13 protein-coding genes are annotated in these 18,224 nt (G+C 69.0%); 10 read left to right on the top strand and 3 right to left on the bottom strand.

Annotated features, from left to right (window positions below; genetic code table 11):
• Positions 1-705: 705 nt before the first annotated feature.
• The 5 genes from EMA17_RS34365 to EMA17_RS34345 all read left to right on the top strand — a co-directional run bounded on the left by EMA17_RS34365 (position 706) and on the right by EMA17_RS34345 (position 11,549).
• The gene (locus tag EMA17_RS34365; RefSeq protein ID WP_126641068.1) at positions 706-1,005 is read left to right on the top strand and encodes a trypco2 family protein; all 300 of its coding nucleotides are present in this window, start codon (positions 706-708) and stop codon (positions 1,003-1,005) included.
• Positions 1,002-4,082 carry a trypsin-like peptidase domain-containing protein gene (locus tag EMA17_RS34360; protein WP_126641067.1) on the top strand — a complete coding sequence of 1,027 codons (3,081 nt, stop codon included), beginning with the start codon at positions 1,002-1,004 and terminating at the stop codon, positions 4,080-4,082. The genes EMA17_RS34365 and EMA17_RS34360 overlap by 4 nt, the downstream gene beginning before the upstream one ends.
• Before the next feature lie 668 nt (positions 4,083-4,750).
• Entirely contained in the window at positions 4,751-5,059 is a 309-nt protein-coding gene (locus EMA17_RS34355; RefSeq protein ID WP_126641066.1) for a trypco2 family protein, read from the top strand.
• Entirely contained in the window at positions 5,037-10,016 is a 4,980-nt protein-coding gene (locus tag EMA17_RS34350; RefSeq protein WP_126641065.1) for a serine protease, read from the top strand. Before EMA17_RS34355 ends, EMA17_RS34350 begins: the two co-directional genes overlap by 23 nt.
• A gap of 411 nt (positions 10,017-10,427) precedes the next feature.
• Positions 10,428-11,549, top strand: a complete 1,122-nt coding sequence (locus tag EMA17_RS34345; protein WP_126641064.1) for a methyltransferase domain-containing protein — start codon at positions 10,428-10,430, stop codon at positions 11,547-11,549.
• A 553-nt stretch (positions 11,550-12,102) separates the two neighbouring features.
• Here the strand turns inward: EMA17_RS34345 and EMA17_RS34340 are convergent.
• Complete coding sequence (locus EMA17_RS34340; protein WP_126641063.1) at positions 12,103-13,026, bottom strand: pPIWI-associating nuclease domain-containing protein; 924 nt, start codon at positions 13,024-13,026, stop codon at positions 12,103-12,105.
• Positions 13,027-13,933: 907 nt separating this feature from the next.
• Here EMA17_RS34340 and EMA17_RS34335 point away from each other — a divergent pair.
• Both EMA17_RS34335 and EMA17_RS34330 read left to right on the top strand, forming a co-directional pair.
• Complete coding sequence (locus tag EMA17_RS34335; protein ID WP_246127087.1) at positions 13,934-14,260, top strand: hypothetical protein; 327 nt, start codon at positions 13,934-13,936, stop codon at positions 14,258-14,260.
• 201 nt (positions 14,261-14,461) lie between these two features.
• The gene (locus EMA17_RS34330; protein WP_126641062.1) at positions 14,462-14,716 is read left to right on the top strand and encodes a helicase associated domain-containing protein; all 255 of its coding nucleotides are present in this window, start codon (positions 14,462-14,464) and stop codon (positions 14,714-14,716) included.
• A gap of 110 nt (positions 14,717-14,826) precedes the next feature.
• Here EMA17_RS34330 and EMA17_RS34325 read toward each other — a convergent pair whose 3' ends face one another.
• Positions 14,827-15,081, bottom strand: coding sequence for a hypothetical protein (locus tag EMA17_RS34325; protein WP_126641061.1), 255 nt, complete (start codon positions 15,079-15,081; stop codon positions 14,827-14,829).
• 8 nt (positions 15,082-15,089) lie between these two features.
• The gene (locus tag EMA17_RS34320) at positions 15,090-15,359 is read right to left on the bottom strand and encodes a hypothetical protein (protein ID WP_126641060.1); all 270 of its coding nucleotides are present in this window, start codon (positions 15,357-15,359) and stop codon (positions 15,090-15,092) included.
• 170 nt (positions 15,360-15,529) lie between these two features.
• Here EMA17_RS34320 and EMA17_RS55550 point away from each other — a divergent pair, with 170 nt between their 5' ends.
• From EMA17_RS55550 to EMA17_RS55545, 3 genes are all read left to right on the top strand, one after another.
• On the top strand, positions 15,530-15,661 hold the full coding sequence (locus EMA17_RS55550; RefSeq protein WP_281290563.1) for a hypothetical protein: 132 nt from the start codon (positions 15,530-15,532) through the stop codon (positions 15,659-15,661).
• A 537-nt stretch (positions 15,662-16,198) separates the two neighbouring features.
• A complete protein-coding gene (locus EMA17_RS34315) occupies positions 16,199-17,470 on the top strand; it encodes an Ea47 family protein (protein WP_503826244.1) in 1,272 nt (423 codons plus the stop codon).
• 579 nt (positions 17,471-18,049) lie between these two features.
• On the top strand, positions 18,050-18,181 hold the full coding sequence (locus EMA17_RS55545) for a hypothetical protein (RefSeq protein WP_281290562.1): 132 nt from the start codon (positions 18,050-18,052) through the stop codon (positions 18,179-18,181).
• Positions 18,182-18,224 lie beyond the last annotated feature (43 nt).

Below are 18,224 nucleotides of genomic sequence, written 5' to 3'. Positions count from 1 at the left end.
CCCGACCCGCAGGCCCCACCACCGAACGAACCGGCACCGACCCGCAGACACATCGAACCAGCCCTCCACAGCCACCACAAGCCCGCCCCGGCAACCACCAGCAACCACTCCACAAGCGGCCTGGAGCCCTCCTGCGGCCCTCACGCCCCGATCCGCCACACGCCACCAGGGGCCCGGGCAACACCACACAGCGCCATCGACAGGCCCGGGCGTCAGATCGACAACCCGACCCGAAAGTCGTGAGGAAAACCGGACAGGAAAACCCGACAGGAAACCGAGAGGCGCAGCAGGACCCGCCGCGCCGGCGACATCGGTTCGGCCCCGCCGACCGGGCGTTCCAGACCTCACCCGCCGAGGCAGCCCTCGGAAAGGACACCGATCAAGAACGACACGAACGGCCACCGAGAGGCGACCCCGCCCCCGTCCACGGGTTTTCCCAACGGAACCGACCATCCGTTCCGTCCCAGATCCTGCAAAGCCACAGGCCAGACAAGGTCGAGTAAGACAGCAAAACGCAAGCCACACAGCCAAGATCCAAAATCCCAGATCCTGCAAACCCCAATGGTCAACACATGATCAAACGACAAGACCTTTCAAAGCAGCTGGGGCGGAACATCCGACTCGACTGATGTCGGTATTCCGCGCGGTCTGTCATGTTCTACAGTCAACCTCGGGAGCGCGTGTCTGTGACTGGGGGTCGCATACATGACCGAGTTGACTGCTGTGATCAGGGATTTGCGAGCCGAGCTGGAGGCAGCGGTGACCGCCGCCGACGGTGCCGCGCTGCTGTTCGAACTGGGGCCGATAGAGCTGGAGGTGTCGGTCGCGGTCGAACGCTCGGCCACAGCCGGGGCGAACGTGCAGTTCTGGGTGGTGGAGGCCTCGGGCGAAGGCAAGGTGGGTTCGACCGGCACGCAGCGAATCAACCTGTCCCTCACCCCGAGGCTCAACCCCGGCAGGGCAACGCCGTTGGTGTCCAGGGCAGCCGAGAGCGATGAGCAGTGAGCCCGGATACGGGCGCCGCCGGGTGGGATCCCACCCGGGCGGTGCAGACGGTCGCCGTCGACGCGGCCGGTGGGCGCTGGTTCGGCTCGGGTTACCTGGTGACCGCCGATCTGGTCCTGACCGCGCAGCATGTCCTGCACGGCGCGGGCTCGGTCATGGTGCGGTTCGTAGACGCCCCGGGCCGGGTGCGCGAGACGGGCGCCGCTGCCGTGTTCGCCGACGCGCGAGCGGATGTGGCGGTCCTGCGGCTACGCCAGTCCGAGCCGCCGACGGGTAGCGTGGTGTTCGGGGATCCAGACGGTCGGATGGACTGCGATGCGGTGGGGTTCCCGCGGTTCAAACTCAACAACGACCACCGCGCTGCTGGCCCCGACCGGACAATCGGGGCCAGCCCGAAGGCGGTGCGGGGACGGTATCGGGATTCGCACCATGCCGCGGGGGTGTGCCATCCGGCGTCCAACCGGTACGCCGGTACTTTGGAGCTGACCGTTCCGGCGCCCGGGCCCGATCCGGATGCGGGCCGCTCGCCCTGGGAGGGGATGTCGGGGGCGGCGGTGTTCGCCGGCGGCCGTCTGATCGCGGTGGTCAACGAGCACCATCCTCGCGAGGGCCGGGGGCGGCTGACCGCCTCTCGGGTCACGGCCTGGTTCGAACTGCTGGACCCGGACCGGCTCGTCACGCTGCGCGCTCTGATCGGCTTGCCCGACAGCGCCGACCTTGTGCGAGGGTCCGGTCTGGACGCCCCGGTGCGTGCCTACCTCGAAGCCGTCGGCAAGGCCGCCGAGCAGCACCCGCATCCGGGGATCCCCGGGCACACGGCTCCTCCTCTGGCCAAGGTGTACGTGCGCCAGCGCAGCATTCCCGTGTCCCCCGGCGGGCCCGACGCATCCTGCGGCGACAGTCCGCCTGCCGGAGACAGTGGCCCCGGCGTGCCCGCCGGGCCCGAGCCTGCCGAGGCGGTCTTCCGGAAGCCCGACCGCGTGTGCGTGCTCATCGCCGGCCCGGGATGCGGCAAGTCAACGCTGCTGCGGACACGACTGGGCGAGGCGGCCCTTGAGTGGCTCGGTGGCGCCGGGACTGTCGGAAGTACCGGTGCGGCGGTCCCGGTCTGGGTGAGCGCACGCTCCCTCGTCGGCGAGCAGACGCAGGTGCCCGACGCGCTCGCCGCCGCCACCCGAGGCCTCAGCCGATACGGGCGGCACCCGGAACTGGCCACGGCCCGCTTCCTCGAGCGGCCGTGCACCGGCGGGTACTGGCAGCTGCTCGTCGACGGCCTCGACGAACTCGCCAACGCCGCCGAGCGCCGCGCCGTACTGGAGAAGCTGGGCAACGCCGTCGTGGAGGACCCGCCTCTGTACCGGTGCGTGGTGGCAACCCGCCCTCTGACCGGGAACGAACTCAAGGTCCTCGATCGCGTCGTCGGCCATCCTGTGCCACGCTACGACCTGCAGCGCTTCACCGACGGCGACCTACACACCTATACCGAAAAGTACTTCGGCATCCGGTGGCAGCAGGGGGAGGCCGTCCGCCGCGCTCAGCAGTTCACCGGCGCGCTGCGCGGCGCCTCCCTGGCCGAGCTGGCCCGGACACCGCTGATGGCCTTCATGCTGTGCCAGTTCTACCTCGCCAAGCCCGAACGCCCGCTGCCGGAAGGCCGCACCGCACTGTACGAAGCATTCACCGAACTGATCTACGAGAACAACCACAGCAAGCACGTCGCGGACAGCCACGAGGAAGCCATCAGGCGCCTCGTGGAAGGCTTCCAGAGCCCGCGGGCTCGCCGGGAGGTCGACGAGGCCGCGCGACAGGTCCACGAACAGCTGCCCGAACTGATCGACCACCTCGCCCACCAAAGGCACACCGGTCACCAGGCCGAGGCCGCCGCGACGCACGTCGCGCACAAGGCCGCCATCTGTCGACCCGGAAAAGTACGCCCAGAGCTCTGGGACGCGTTCCTGGAGGATCTCCTGCGCCACACCGGCCTGGTCGTCCACGATGCGGACGGCCTCGGCTTCTCCCACCAGACCTTCCGCGAATACCACGCCGCCCGCCACGCCACCCGGGACCGGCACGCCCGCCGCGAAACCCTCCACCAGCTATTCGACCCGGGCGAACCCTCGCCCGGCTGGCAGAACCAGGATCCGTCCTACGTGGGCTTCCTCCTCGACCGGCTCCTCACTCCCCACGACGACCGGATCAGCGAGGAAACCGAGGCTCGCTTGCAAGACCCCGCAACAACCGGCGGAGAACAAAGGCTCGAGTTCCTCGACTTCCTCGTGCAGCAGGTAACGCTCAGGACCAACCTGCCCGTCGAGTCAACCACCCGCCAACTCGCCCGCTACACCACCGACTCCACCGTCACGCCCTACCGCCGGAACAACGCGGCCGAGGCACTGGTGGTGGTGAACGTGGAGCAAGGCGCGCAGGTCCTCGAAACCCTCGCCACGGAGTCCGCCTTCCCTGACCAGCTCCGCATCCGGGCGGCCAGCCAACTGGCTGAGGTGAACATGGAACGGGGCGCGCAGCTCCTCGAATCCCTCGCCGAGAACACCGCCCTCCCCCCCGATGCCCGCGTCGGGGCAGCAGGGGTCCTGGCCAGGACGGGCATGGAGCGGGGCGCGCAGCTCCTCGAAGCTTTCGCCTACGACATGACTCACCTTCTCCGCTACCAGATGCAGGCGGCTGAAGCGCTGGGCCGGATCGACCCGGGACGAGGCGTGCGGCTCTTGGAAGCCCTCATCAACGATCCCACCCGCGACAGCGAGACCCACGCACAGGCGGCCAAGACCAGGGTGGCCGTGGAGCGAGCCGTGAGAGTACCCGAAACCCGCGCCAACGAACCCGTCCTCAACGATCCCACCCTCACCTTCGCAGGACGCCTCTCGGCAGGCGAGGCACTGGCGGCCCAGGGGGACGTGGAACGAGGCGCGCGCATACTCGAAGCCCTCGCCGTCGACCCACACTTGCAGATCGACGCTCGCATGGAGGCGGCTCAGGCGCTGGAGAGGGTGGACCCCGTGCGAGGAGCCCCTCTGACCACCGACATCTGGCTCGAAGCAGCGGGCGGCTACGTCTGAGGCAATCAACGTCAGCGGTAGTCCACCGAAGGCTGCGAAAGCGTCTGTCGGGCCCAGCAAGTACGCGTGCCTCAGGGAGAGGCGATGCCAGCGATTACCGAGCCCTACAGCGTGGTTGCCCTTCGGCGGGTCAAGCCGAGCCGGGTGTGTTGGCGTACCTGCCGCCGGACGCCGACATGCCACTCCGCCTCGGGAGTGTTGTTCATACGCCCGTGGCCCGCGGAAGCCGAGCACGAAGTACCCGAACCCGCCTGACCGAACAGTCGCCCGGGTCGGATCGAAGGCCGGGAATCGACCGGCCCCACCGGAGGCGCGAGGCAAGGTGGACGAGCTCAGAACACACACGACCCGCAGGACCCGACCCACGACGGCAACGCCGTCGGTCGACCCGGGCCCCGCTCGACGCCGGTCTCCGGAACTTCCGTTCCGGAGACCGGCGTCGTCGTCCCAGGAGAGCGAATGCGCGCGGGCGGGCGAGTACCGGAACGAGTCCCAACGGGCGCGGCACCCGACCGCCCCGGGCGGGACGCAAGGCTCGGTCGAGCAGGCACCGTGCGACATCCGGGCAGGCGCCCGGGCTCACGTCGATCTCCTGCTGGCGTTGCTGGCACGGGCCCGGGGCCTGCTCGGTAGGATTCCAGCCTTGGGACTCTGGCGAGGAGTAGATTGTGATCGAACTGACCGATATGATCCGGCAGTTGCGGCAGGACCTGTATACCGCGATGGCGGACGGACCGGTTGGACCGGTCCGTTTTGAGGTCGGCCCGGTGGAGATCGAGGCGACCGTTGCGGTGACCCGGGAGGCTGGGGTGAGCGGCAAGGTCCAATTCTGGGTCGTCGAGGCAAATGCTGACGGCAAGTACGCGACGTCGAAAACTCATCGGATCAACATCACCCTGCAGCCGAGACTGATCGTGCCGGACGGCTCACAGCGGTCTGTCCTTATCGGTGGAGATGAAGCCGACGGCGAGCGCTGACCGCGAGGTGGACTGGGCCGGGCTGCGGGCTGATCGCGCGGCCGAGATCATCGTCACCAAGCCGGACGGCAAGCGACGTCGCGGGTCCGGCTACCTGGTGTCTGTCGGAACCGTGCTTACCGCAACTCACGTCGTTGCGGAGGCAACCGGTATCCAGGTCCGCTTCGACGCCGACCGCCCCGGTGAGCGGACGGTCGACGCGACGGTGGAGTGGGCACACCCCGGCATCGACGTCGCCGTCCTCACCGTCCCAGACCAGGCCAGCGGCAACAGCGTCGCGCCAGCTGCCTTTGCCAGGCTCGGCGAGCGTGACGTCGAAGTGCGTTGCAGCGCCGTCGGCTTTCCGTGCTTCAAGCTCCGCGACGACGCAGACGGCAAACCCTACAGGGACTCCGAACACGTACACGCCACCTGCATGGTGCACTCCAATCAACGTGAAGGCACCCTCGACCTGACCGTCACCCCACCCGCGACACGCCCCAATCCCCAGGCTTCGCCTTGGGAAGGTATGTCGGGTGCGGCCGTATTCAGCCGCGGCAAGGTCGTGGGCGTCGTGAGCCGACACCATCTCTCCGACGGTCTGGGCCGCCTTGCCGCGACCAGGGTGGATCGCTGGGCCGAAACGCTCACGCCGGATGAACTCGGTCTATTGGAGGCGGTACTCGGCTGCAGCCTGGACCCCGAGGTCCTGCCGGACGTGGCACCACCGTCCAGCCCTGCATGGACGATGCTCGACCGCTACGCCGGCATGCTGCGCGACAACACCCGCGCGCGCTTGACCGACACACACCGACACGTCGAACTCGACCGCACCAGCGCCCGACGCGCCCTGGCGCAGCGTCTCGACGAGACGGCCACCGGTCCGGGCGTGCTGGTCGTCGTCGGCGAGCCGGACGTCGGCAAGTCCGCGCTTGCCCTGCGTGTGATCCAAGACTTGGAGGAGGCCGGTGCCAGCGTCGCGTCGGTGAGCCTGCGGGATCTGCCACCCACCGTGGCCGAGTTCGAGTCCGACCTCGGCGCGCATCTGACCGAGGTCCTGCAGGAGGTGGAGGCCACCGCTGCCCGGCTGCTGGTCGTCGATGGCGCCGAGGCGGTGTTGGAGGGCCGCGGGCAGCTACTCACCGACCTGGCAGCCGCTGCTCTGCGCGCGGGATTCGGGGTGGCCGCAGTGACGCGTACCGACGCGGCGCAGGCGGTGTCGGATGCGTTGGAGAAGGCTGCGGACATCACGACTCCGGCGGATTCCCGCACGCCGCCCGCCGAGCACGAGGTGCCTCACCTCAGCCAAGCCGAGAAGGAGGAGTTGACCCAGGCGTTCCCCTCGGTGGCGCGTTTCGGGCAACAGCCGCGCTCGGCCTGGCTATTGGGGCGGCCGGGACTGGTGGATCTTCTGCTCAGGGCCGATGCCACGCATGTGCTGCCCGATGGTGCGTTGTCGGAAGCCGACGTGTTCGATGCGGTCTGGAGTCGGCTGGTACGTCGTGGCGAAATGACGCCTGTGGGCGGTCCGTCGCCCGATGCCCGGGAGCAGGCGATGGTCGCGCTCGCGCGGCGGCGCCTGCTGCCCGATGTCGCGGACCTGGCGGCGCCGGACTCGGCGGCGCTGCCCTCGCTGCGTTCGGACGGGCTTCTCATGCCCGCTGGTCCCCGGCGTACGTGGCGTCCTGTCGACGATTTCGCCAGCGATCTGGTGCGCGACCTGGCCCTTGCCCATCTCCTGCTCAGCGACGGCTGGGGGCTTCTTGAGACCGCCGGCGCCCCACGGTGGACGCTCCGCGCGGTGCGCCTGGCCTGCCAGGCGCAACTCGCCGCTGCCCATCCGGACAGTGAGTCGGCGCGACGCCGACTCCAGCAGGACTTCGACTCCCTCGCGGTCGACCACGGTGCCCGGTGGGCCGAACTGCCCTCCGAAGCCCTGCTCACCCTCGGATCGGCTGCGGAGGCCCTTGCGGCTGCCCGGCTCACCATCACCGGTGGAGACCAGTCGCCCCGTCACCTGGCCATGTTGTTGCGTCTCGCCCGGGATGGGCACAGCCAGGGCGGGGTCGGCGACCCGGTGATCCTGGCGCCTGTCGTCGAACTCACCCACAGCCTCGGCCTTTATCCGGCGAAAGGGGATGAAATCTTCAAGTCGTCCGGAATCGCTGCCCTGGTTCGGGAGCTGGTGCTGGCTTGGCTCCGTGGTTTGGCCGCTGCGGGGACCCCTTCCCTGCCGCTGCGCCGGCAGGTCCGCGACGTGGTCCTCGACGCCGAGCCCCCCGGGCACGACCAGTTCGCCGTGGAGGCTATCGCGATGCTGGACGCGGACCTGGACGCCCGGGCGGAGGGGTTTCTGCGCGCGCTCGCCGAAGACGGCACCCATCTGGCCCCCGCCGTCGAGTCGGGGCATGTCGCGCGGTCGTTGTCGCGCGTCCGTCCGGAGCTGCTGCTGTCGCTCACCGAGGCGTACTACATCAAAAGGCCCCGCCCCGGCGGCCCCTGGTCTCCCCAGCCCGATCCGTTGGACGACGGCGTGCGCCGCCATACCGTCGCCGGCCTCCTCGGGCCGCGGGCGAGCCGGGTCTTCGGCCCGTTCCGCTGGCTCCTTGCCGCCAAGCCGATCGAAACCCTCGCGATGATTCACCGCCTGCTCGACCACGCTTCCGCAACCCGTGTTCACCTCAGGGGCTTCTACTCATCAGACCGGGTGCAGTCGGCCGGGGAGCCGGAGGGACTGGAACTCGACCTTCCCGGCAGCGGTCGTCGACTGTGCGTCGGTGATGCGCACGTGTGGTCCTGGTACCGCGCCACCGGGATCGGTCCGGACGCGTGCGTGAGCGCTCTTCTCGCCGTCGAGCAGTTCGCCGACCAGCTCATCGACAGCCACGATCTACCGGTGGGCAGGGTCACGGAACTGCTGTTGCGCGACTGCGGAAACCTGGCCATGCCCGGTCTCGTCGTCGGTCTGCTGGTACGTCACATCGAGCGTATCGGCACCGAGTTGGACCGCTGGATCGCTCGGCCGGAAATCTGGCGCTTGGAGACGCTCCGTGTCGCGGCCGAAACGACCAGCATTCACGTCCAAGGTCCGGACCCGGCCGACGTCATGGGCCGCGAACGGCGCCACCAAACCTTCCTCGAGGTCGCCGAAGAGTTGACTGCCACCGCCGTTCTCCGCGGAAATCAGGAGCGCCTCGCAGTTCTCCACGATCTGGGTGACGAATTGATGCGCCGCGCCGGTGAGAACGCCCGCGGGGACCAGGTGGGTACCGAGAGCACCGTCATGGCCAAGGGGTGGGCGAGCCGACTGCAGGCACGCAACTACCGCCTCGTCGCGGTCGATGGCGGTGTGGTCGTGGAGTATCAGTCGCCGCCCGACGTCGTTGCGGGGCTCGCCGCCGACAATGCCGAACTCGCACGAGGCAGGCAGGTGTTCCGGCTCGTGGCGACCTACGCGGTCAACGAGGACAGGATTGCCCCGATCGACTCCCTTGCCGCCGACGTGGCACTGGCTCGAGCTCTGGCCGCCGATCCACCCCAGTTGGGCTTGTCGTATGCCAGGGACTCCGTGGTGGCAACCGCGGCCGCAGCGCTACGCGCGCATGCCGACGGACGCATCGACCTTGTGGAAGACGACATCGACTGGGCCGCCGGCCTTCTTCTCGACGCCGCCTTGTGCCCGCATGAGGAAGAGCACGCCGGCATGTCGAGCCTTTACCCCGTGGGTGCCGACCGCTCGGCCGCCATCGGTGTGCCACTCCTGCTGCTTCCGGCCTTCGCCACGGTCCGAATCGACCACGACGTTGTCGAACGTGCCTTGGACCGCTGTGCAACCAGCCTCTTCGACGAAGTACGGTACGCGCTTCCCCTGGGCTTGACCCGGGTGTGGTCGGCGCCCTGCAGCAACGTCCCCGAAGCTGGTCGACGCCGACCTGTTCCGGCCCGCATCTTGTCGATCCTGCGCCGCACGGGTCCCCGATCAGGCCGATGCCGACACGAGATCGCCTGGACTGCGGTCGAGTCGGGTCTTCGCGAACATTGGGGACCGTGGGACGAGGAACTGCAATGCCGCACCGTCGCACGTCTCAGCGGCCCGCCTGCGGAAGCCCTCCGTACCGTGGAGACCGATCGGCTCATGGTCAATCGGCTAACCGGCCCGCTCATGAGCGCCGCAGACGCCGCGCGTTCGCGCTGCTGCATCGCCTCCCGCGCGGAACGTCTCCTCGGGACTCTCTGGGACGCGCACCGTAGAGGCGTGGCTCATTGGGCGACGAAGAACTACAACACCCCCACCCTCCAAGAAAGTCACCGCCGGGTCGCTCGGGTCCTCCTCCAGGAGGCGGATCGGGGCAACGGCACCCCACTCGCCGATCATGTTCGGGCGTTTGCCGGCAACGCACCCGCGCTTGCCCAACTCCTGAGGGACCTGTCGGTGCTGTGCACCTACGACACCGACCTCCGTCGTACCCTCCCCAGGATCTGGCCGTCGGTGATGCGAACGGCTCTGGACGCAATAGACGCCGGCGCCGATCCGCTCAAGGGTGCCCTCCGGGGGCGCAGCGCCATCGCCGGCCTCATTCCCCACCCACAGCTGGACAGCGCCAGTGAGAATCCTTCCGCCGCATTGCAGGCAGCGGCAAGGGAATGGATCGACCCGGAGACCCTCGGTCCACTCATTGCGCGGTGGATGCCCATCGCCCGTGGCACCCCAGAAGCGGTCGACGCACTCATCGGCTTGATCGAGACCACGTCGGAACCCTGGCAAGCCGCCACCGGACTCCAGTGGATCGACGAGCTGATCGGCGACAACCACGCTGCCGTCGCGTCCCGATCCTGGCGACTCGTGCCGTGGTTGGAGGGGCTGAGCGCGTCATCGCACGTTCGCCCCCCAAGTCGGGTTCGGCTCCAGCACCTCGTCGACGGCCTCGCCACCCACGGCGATAGCCGGGCAGCAGCGCTGCAACGCCTCGATGGTTGATACGACGGCCTGTTCGTCCTCTGGGGGGAGCGACTTCAGGATCGGCACGGCCACCGGACGTCGGCACCCCGAGCGATCGCCACTTCGACGGGACCCGTTCGGGACGTGGCTGCCGCAGCGGGGAGTTCTTCACGGGGTGGTCGGCGGGTCTTCCGCGTGATCGGTCCCGGTCGCGGGTGCGGGTACGGCCGGACACCGGCTGTTGCGGTCTTGCCGTCGCTCGTCGTGTCGCGTCATGCTCGGAACGTCATCTCGCTTCCGAGGACGTGGAGGCCCCGTCGTGGGTGATCACAGCAAGCCGCCGGCGCCCCAGCCGGATCCGCCGCAGCCCGATCCCAAGCAGAAGCAGGACGGCGCGTTACCCGGCATCGGGGACCCTGGTCCGGGACGCCGTAAGAAGGACAAGCCCTAGTGCGGGACGACGCCGAGATCGTGGGCGCCCTCGACAGGGAGGGCGCCTTCCCCGCCCCGTGGGTACGCGAGGCCATGCTCGCCGTGCCACGCGCCGCGTTCGCGCCCGACGTGGTCTGGCACCCCGACCCCGCGACGGGCCACTACACCGCAGTCGACCGGCACGCGGACCCCGACGCGTGGGACGAGGTGGTCCTGCGGCCGGAACCGGTGGTCACCCAGGTCGACGACGGCACCACCGACTCCGTGGGAGACCTGGCGAGCAGCTCGCTCAGCGACTACCGCGCGGTCGCCTCCTTCCTCACCGAACTCGACGTCCACCCGGGCCAACGCGTCCTGGAGATCGGCACCGGGCCGGGCTGGACCGCCGCGCTCCTCGCCTGGCGCCTGGGCGGTGAGAACATCGTCTCGGTCGAGATCGACGCCGCCCTCGCGGCCGGCGCCCGCGCCGCCCACGCCCGGGTGGGCCTGTCGCCGACGGTGATCACCGGCGACGGCACCCTCGGCGCACCCGACGCCGGGACCTTCGACCGGGTGCACGCCACCGCCGCGTTCACGCACCGGGTCCCCTACGCGTGGATCGAACAGACCCGCCCCGGCGCGGTGATCGTCGCGCCGTGGTCGCCCGGCTTCGGCGCGGGCGCCCTCCTGCGCCTGGTCTCGGGCGACGACGGAACCGCGTCCGGCAAGCTCGTGCGCAGCGTGGCGTTCATGGAACTGCGCGGTGAACGCGACGGCGCCGGGGCGGCCTTCGAGGCGGCGCGCGAGGCCGAGCCCGCCACGGGCGAGTCCGAGGTGGAGTGGGTGCTGGACTCGCTGTACCGGGACGGGAACTTCACCCACGCCGTCGCACTGAGAGTCCCCGACGTGCGGCTGGAGACACTCGGGGCCGGAACGGTGTGGCGGCTGTGGGACCGACAGGGCTCCTGGGCCCTGGTCGACGACCGGCCCGGCGTCGGCAAAGCCGTCCAGGGCGGGCCGCGCCGACTGTGGGACGAGGTCGACACCGCCCTCGCATGGCAGGACGAACACCGCATCCACGGCTACGACTTCGGCATCACCGTCGAACCCGACCACCAGTGGGCCTGGGCCGAACGACCCGACCGACGCTGGGAGATGTAGCCGCCGGCTCCCGAGGGCGGAGCACGCAGGCGGCCGGGACGGGTACGGCTCAGCGGCGGGTGTGTGGGTGCGAGGAAACCGGTCCGAAGCGGGCGCTGACGGTCCTGGGGCGTGCTCTGCGGTCGTCTGGGGGCGTGGAGCGAGTGAAGCGCCGGCGCCCACCTGGTCGCGGCCGCGCGGGCGGTCCTGCGCGACGGCAGCCGGCGCCATGAGCAACCCGGCCACGGGCAGTTCGGGGGCTGATGTTCTGGGTCGCCGCGTACGTCCTGGTCCGGCGTTCGGCCGGAACGCGGAGCGCGTCGCCCCACGCCTGGAGGCCCTCATCCGCGCGATCATCGACAGGCCGGACCGCCTATCGGCTTCCGAGTGGACGGCGGCGAGGTCGTCGTCCGCCCGGATGGTTGGCGCATTCCGGGTCGCAGGCCGGGGGCCGGCGCGGGAGCCGGGCCGGGCGGGCCGCGCGGTCTCGTCGGCGTGTGGAGCGCTTGGCCGCGCCGTCGCTCACGCGGTCGGCTTCGCCCGCTCCGTGCGGCGTTTCCAGCGACGGCCGGTGTCATAGACGCTCCAGGAACAGCGACATGAGCAGTGACTCGACCGTGCAGACGAGGGTGCGGGCGGTGGTGATGTCGCCTTGGGAGGCGTGCTTGAGTTTTTGGCCGTGGTTGCTGATCCTGGTCGTCATCGTCACGAGGGCGTCGATCTGGGCGCGGACGAGTTCCGCCTCGCCCTTGAAGCCGCGCATCACGTAGTTCACGCGCAGTGCGCGGGTCGGCCGTCCGTCTTTCGTGATCTCCGCCGAGGGTCGCCGGTTCCGGGCGTGCCATGGGTGAACCTGGTCGTCGGGGGCGGCGGCCCGCAGGGAGCGGTCCATCGCTTCGACGACGCAGTTCGCGATGGTCACGGCGGCAGCCGGGCCCTGGTTGCGGATGGTGTGCCAGGCGCCGTCCAGGAGCTCGGGGACCGTCCTGTCCAGGTCTCCCAGGGCGGTGTAGAGCTCGTCGGTCGCGTCCAGGCGGGCCTGCTGCCAGGGTTGGAGCGTTTCCTGTTCGACGTGTTCCGCGGCTTCGTCGGCGAGGTCGCCGTCCAGGTCCTCGGCGGTCAGCAGGTCGGTACCGGTCAGGGTGAGGTTGGTGCGGCCCGCGAGCGTCATCGCGTCCCAGGCGGGTCGGGTGGGACTGTCGAGGGCGTCGGTGACCACGCGCTGCCACGTCAGGATCGGCCGCCCCGATGTCGCGCCGAGCAGCCGGGGACCCGGATCGGTCTCGACGACCCAGTCCAGAAGGTCCACTTGGTGCCGGCTGACACGTCCGAGATCGGGCCCGAAGCCGGGCCGGCCCGAAGCCGTGCGAATCCTGTTGTCCGCGTCCAGTGAGGACCGCCAACTCGACAACGCCCCGAAGCCCACGACGTCCTGGACCATCCGCGCCGTCACCGAGAACAAGTCCGCCCGCCCGATGGGGAGATCGGCCTGGTCCACGTACCGAAGGTTCCTCGCGATCAACGAGTCGAACACCGATCGTGGCCCGGCACCGGGCCCCGAGTTCGCCTGGGTCCGGGCGGCTGCCGCGATGGCCCCCAGACCGCCGAGCGCCGTGGAGCCGGTGGCCACCGACCTCGCCACGGCCGTCAAGCCACCGAACGCGACGGACTTGAGGTCCGAGGATTCCCTCACGGCCAAGAGACCGCCGAACGCGAGGGAGTCACGCGCCACTGATCGGGCGATCATCTCCAAGCCACCCAACGCGACGGACTCGGCCACCGGAGACTTCGCGAGAATTCCCAGCCCGACCAGGTCCGCGGGCGCCGTCCCTCCGAGAATGCGCTCCGCGATGCCCGCGTTCGCCGTCCGCACCGCCTCGCTGACCGCGAAGGCCGCCCACGGGGCCGACATCGCAGTCGCCGACCGAGTCACCTCGCTCACCCCAGAGGCCCGGGCCGCCGCACGCCGGGCCTCCCGGACCGCCTTGGAGGATCGACCGGTGGGTTCCGGCGGTTCATCCTCGCCCGACACAATGCCCCGACCACTCATGGATGCTGGCTCCGATCACTCGGCAGGCACAAGGTGCTGCCATGCCACGGTAGATCGTCCTCACGACAGCGACACCGGGATTTCGTAACCATCCGTCGCGGCCGCTCGAGCCGAGATCACCACCTCGACCAACTCGCGGGCGCGAGGCCCCCTCGAGACCAGGTCGCAACCGCACTCGCGGACCGCCTGTTCCACACGGGCATCGGGAAGCCACCCCCGCCATCACGACGGTGAGACCCGGCGGCACACCCTGGTTCAAGCCCCTCGGCGAAAACGGCGCACCCGGGTTCGACAAGGCCCTCCAACTCCCCGCCGGTTCTTCGCCACGTCCCGGTCATCGTGTCCTCGCGTCCGCGTGTCCCGGGGGATCGGCCTGGCCGCGATCGCGATCGACGCGCGGATGGGCCCACAGGTGAACCTCGACGGGATCCCGCTGGTGGGCCGGGTGCCGTCCCTCCTGGAGGACACGTTGTTCGGGCATCTCGCCGCACACGGCCTTCAAGCGGCGTTCTCCCTGGAGGCGAACCCGTGCGCGCCCGAACTCGGCGTCGTGATGCGCGTCCAACGCGCCGGGGACCGCGTCCTGACCCGGCCGGTCCTCGTCGCCCGGGAATGGGCACCGCAATGCTCGGACGCGTTGGAGGGCCCCATCCCCGCCGAGGAATGGGACAGCTTCGCCTGAACACCCGCGGAACTCCCGCTGCGGCGGGCACCGGCCGCGCAGGGCGCGGCACGGGAGCGAATCCACCCGACACGGCGCGCCGTTCCCGGCCGCGGATCAACCGCGGCCAGGATCCGCCGACCGGACGTCCCAGGCCCACCCGCCGAGGCAGCCCCGCCCCCGTCCAAAGGTTTCCCAACGGCCGACTCGACGCCGGTGCCGATGCCGGAGGGGCCCAAACCGAAGCGCACGCGCGAACAGGCGTGGACGATCGCGGTGAGCGCGGCGGCGGCCTACCGGGCCCGCGTCGGAAACCTGGAAGTGCCGCGTGGGCACGTCGAGACGATGGTGGCGTTCGACGGATGGCCCGAGGACGTCCGGCTGGGCGTGTGGGTGACCACGACCAGGAGCAGGCGGGCGAAGCTGTCCGGCCAACGGATCGCGGAGCTGGACGTGTTGGGCATGCGCTGGACATGACGAATGTGTGGCTCGTGTCGGATCCGTCTGTGATCCGAAGGGCTGATCCGCCATCGACCGCGTCCGGGCCGGGACTTGGGGCGGCGGGGGTGTCCGGATGCGGGTTCGGATCAGCCGAAGGCGGCGACGACCTGGACGACGGTGACGACCACGACGTTCGGGCTGACCCCGTAGGTGAGGATGGCGTCGGCAAGGGTGACGTCGCGGCGGCCGCGGTCGCCGCGTACGGGTGAGGAGCCGTTGCCGTAGGGGTCGCAGCCGAGAGCGTGATCGGCCGCGTGCCTGATCTGTTGTTGTCGTGTGGCGGGGAGTTTGGCGATGTTGTCCTCGGCGCTGTCGGTGAATTGCACGCGGTGGCGGGCCACGTGGTCTCCTATGTGGGTGGGCCGGTCACCGGGTTGCCGTCGGCGTCGACGACACCGGTGTAGTCGCCTCGGCGAACGCGTTCGAGGGCTTCCTCGGCCTCCTCGTGGGCCTCGGGCGGCAGAGCCCAGTCCAGGACCACGCGCCGCACCAGGTGCTCGAGGGGCGTGTCGTACACGACCTTGTCAAACTCCTCACGCGGCTCCTCGGGCAGCGCCGCGCGGATTCCGCCCACGGTCCAGGGCAGCGTGATGACTTCCCCCGCACCATGTGCGTCCAATCCGAATCCGCCATGACATCCAGCCTGCCGGCCGCATGGGGAGGATCGGTAGACGGCGCGCACGACCCGATCCCCGCACGCATCACGGTCAAGCGACGACATACCCGCCTCGTCGGCTGGGGCGAAGCATCGATCACCGCCGATGTCGGAGGCGGCTGCCACACTGCGCCATGCCTGTCCACCACGGGATGTCGATCCGGCGGTGGGTCGCCCGGCGGCGTTCCGGGTGGGACGGCCTGAACGCGGCCCAGCACGAGCAACTCCTCGCGCTCGGGCCGGCCCCGCTCGCGCCGGCCGAGTAGCGACCAGCGCGGTCACACGGCGTTACTCGTCGTTTCGTCGTTCCTTCGGGGGAACCGGGCCTGGACCAGGGGTGGGCCTCCCCGGGCAGTGGGCTCAGCGGCGTAGGCGAGTGGGGGTGGCGTACCAACCGGGCCCGGTCGGGGCAACGCCGGTCGGGGCGAACGGGGACGGCAGACGCGGCTCCAGGTCGACGTCGGACAGGTCTACGTACCAGCAGCCGGGCAGCTTCGGGTCGAACGTCCGACCAGGCCGACCCTGCCGGCGCCAAGTGCCTCCAGGACGCCAAGGTCCCCCGGGCCACAGCGGGCCGCTGATCGCGGGAACCGAGCAACCTCCAGGGCCAGCTCGACGCTGCCGCCACCGTCATTGGCGCCCTCCATCGTGACAACGCGGCCCTCCGCGAGGAGTGTGGCTGTGGCTCTGGGTGGGACTGCAAACAGTCACTCGCTGCTGTCGCTCCATACTGATCACCTGTCGGCGTCAGATTCCGAATAATATCCAGCGGCTGAGCATGCCCCAGGTCTAGAATCTCCCTCATGCCTTCGGAGCCCGTCCAACCCTGCCCGGCCGCTGATTCTCATCGGCGCCTGATGGATTGCCATACGCATTGGCACCAGATGCACGAATCTTATCTTGACCCCGACACATTTCGGCTTCACCTGAACTCACTGCTGCAAAATTTGAGGAATGTCACGTTCCTGCTTCAGAGGCAGAAGTCGAACCTCATCGGATTTGACACTTGGTATCCGAAATTTCAGCAGGCGGCGAAGCAAAGCGAGATCATGCGATGGTCTGTTGAATCTCGAAACCGGGTCACCAAAGAATCCGATCTGGATCTTCTCAGCTCCTGTCGTGTCACCTGGATATTTGACTGGGTTCAGCGGGTCGAGATGACGGCGGAATTCCCGCCTCGACTAACAACTAGTGAGATCGTTGATCAGCTCCTCCACCAAGGAACTCCACCCATCGGTACGATCACAGTCCGGCGACGCTGGGTCGACAAGGATCTTCCCGCCTGGGAGCTTCTGGATGCCACCGCAGAAGTTTATTCGCAGCTTAGCCAGCTCCTGCGGAAAGTCCATGTCGCGGCTGGCGTCGAGAGGTGCGACCTCGAAGACCGGTCCGTCGATTGCGTCACCTCAACCCTCGACGATCTACCTGGTCGACGTCCTTGCATGCACTTCGCTTCGGCTGAACTGCAGGGGCATTTCTCGTTTAGGAATGGAAGCCTGATCGAGCCTTCCTATGAGCCTATCGATATTGATGCGGAGCGCGTAGAGGCTGCAGTTGAGAGGTATGGTGAACTGGAGTTCCCGAGCTCTGATCCTGTCACTAACGTCCCAGGCTTCATGGCGACGGCAAGAAAGGTCATGGAGAAGGACGGATATCACAGGACACTCTGCTTCCTCTATAAGGGGGAGATCGTGACAGCCATGCAGGATCTGGAATTTCATGACCAAGAGACCAAGATCCTGACCTTCGAGAGAATTGCTGACCTTGTGGAGTCGACACGATCCGACGGGGTACTGATCATTGGAGAGGTGTGGACGGCCGTTCAGACCGAGACGGAGAAGCAGTTGCAGACAATCCTTTTCCCGGCTCGTGATCGACTCGACCGCACGGAAGGTCTTACTGTCTACGCGGTGACGCGGGACGGCCGCCACGCGGAGCTATACAGCGTGGTTGAACGCGGGCCAAATGGTGAGGCCCACTGCGGGGAGCCAGCTGTTGCCGACTTCGGTGGTTCGGCCAATGCGATCCTCCCGATCAAGCGGAGGTGGGCAGACATGGAGAAGAGGGGCATCTGAGTTCCGTTGAGGTTCAACGTCTCAGGCGCGCTGCATTTGCCACCAAGTGAGGTTCGCGTGAGGTCGGGCATGGGGGTTGAGGCATCGATGGCGACCGGTCAACGCCTCGGGCGGGAAGTGGCCGATCTGCGGGGCGGACCGAGCCCTGGGCCGGCCTGTGTACCCGGGTCGTCGTCGCCACCGGCCCCGGGAAGACGTGCATCGTGGCCGTCTGCGCGGCCTGCCCGGCACCCCGCGGCCGGGTCGGTCTTTCGGTCGATCGGCCCGGGTGGGGAACCATGGCCTTGGTGGTGGCGTAGCGGCCGGGCGACCTGATCGGGCGCGCCGGCCGTTCCGGGGCGCGGCCGGCGCGATCGTGTCGGGGTGTCCTGGGTGGGGTCCCGCGTTTGCCTCGTGGCGGGTTGTACGGGTTTGTGCTCCCGCGACGGATGGATCCGGCCGCGGCACGTGATCGGATCCGCTCCCGGCATCTCGAGGAGGGGAGGGCGCCGACCACGCGGCCGGCGCCTTCCCTGCGTCCCGCCGGGACCGCTTTCATATCCGCGACCTCGCGTGAGGTCCCACCACCAGGAGACCCCGATGAGCCAGGACATGCCCGGGTCGCAGGAGACCCACAAGCACGGCGGCTACGGCATGCCGCCGGAGACGATGCCGGCGGCGGCCGTCCGGTCGATCACGTGCTGCTCGGCTTGCTCGTGGGCGCGGCGATGAACGGCTGTGTCTCGTGTCAGGACCCGTTGGTGACACTGTTGAT

It is taken from the genome of Embleya hyalina (genome assembly GCF_003967355.1).
In the GTDB taxonomy this organism is placed as follows: domain Bacteria; phylum Actinomycetota; class Actinomycetes; order Streptomycetales; family Streptomycetaceae; genus Embleya; species Embleya hyalina.
The sequence above is the reverse complement of the archived record's forward strand: the minus strand, read 5'-3'. Positions and strand labels throughout refer to the sequence as shown.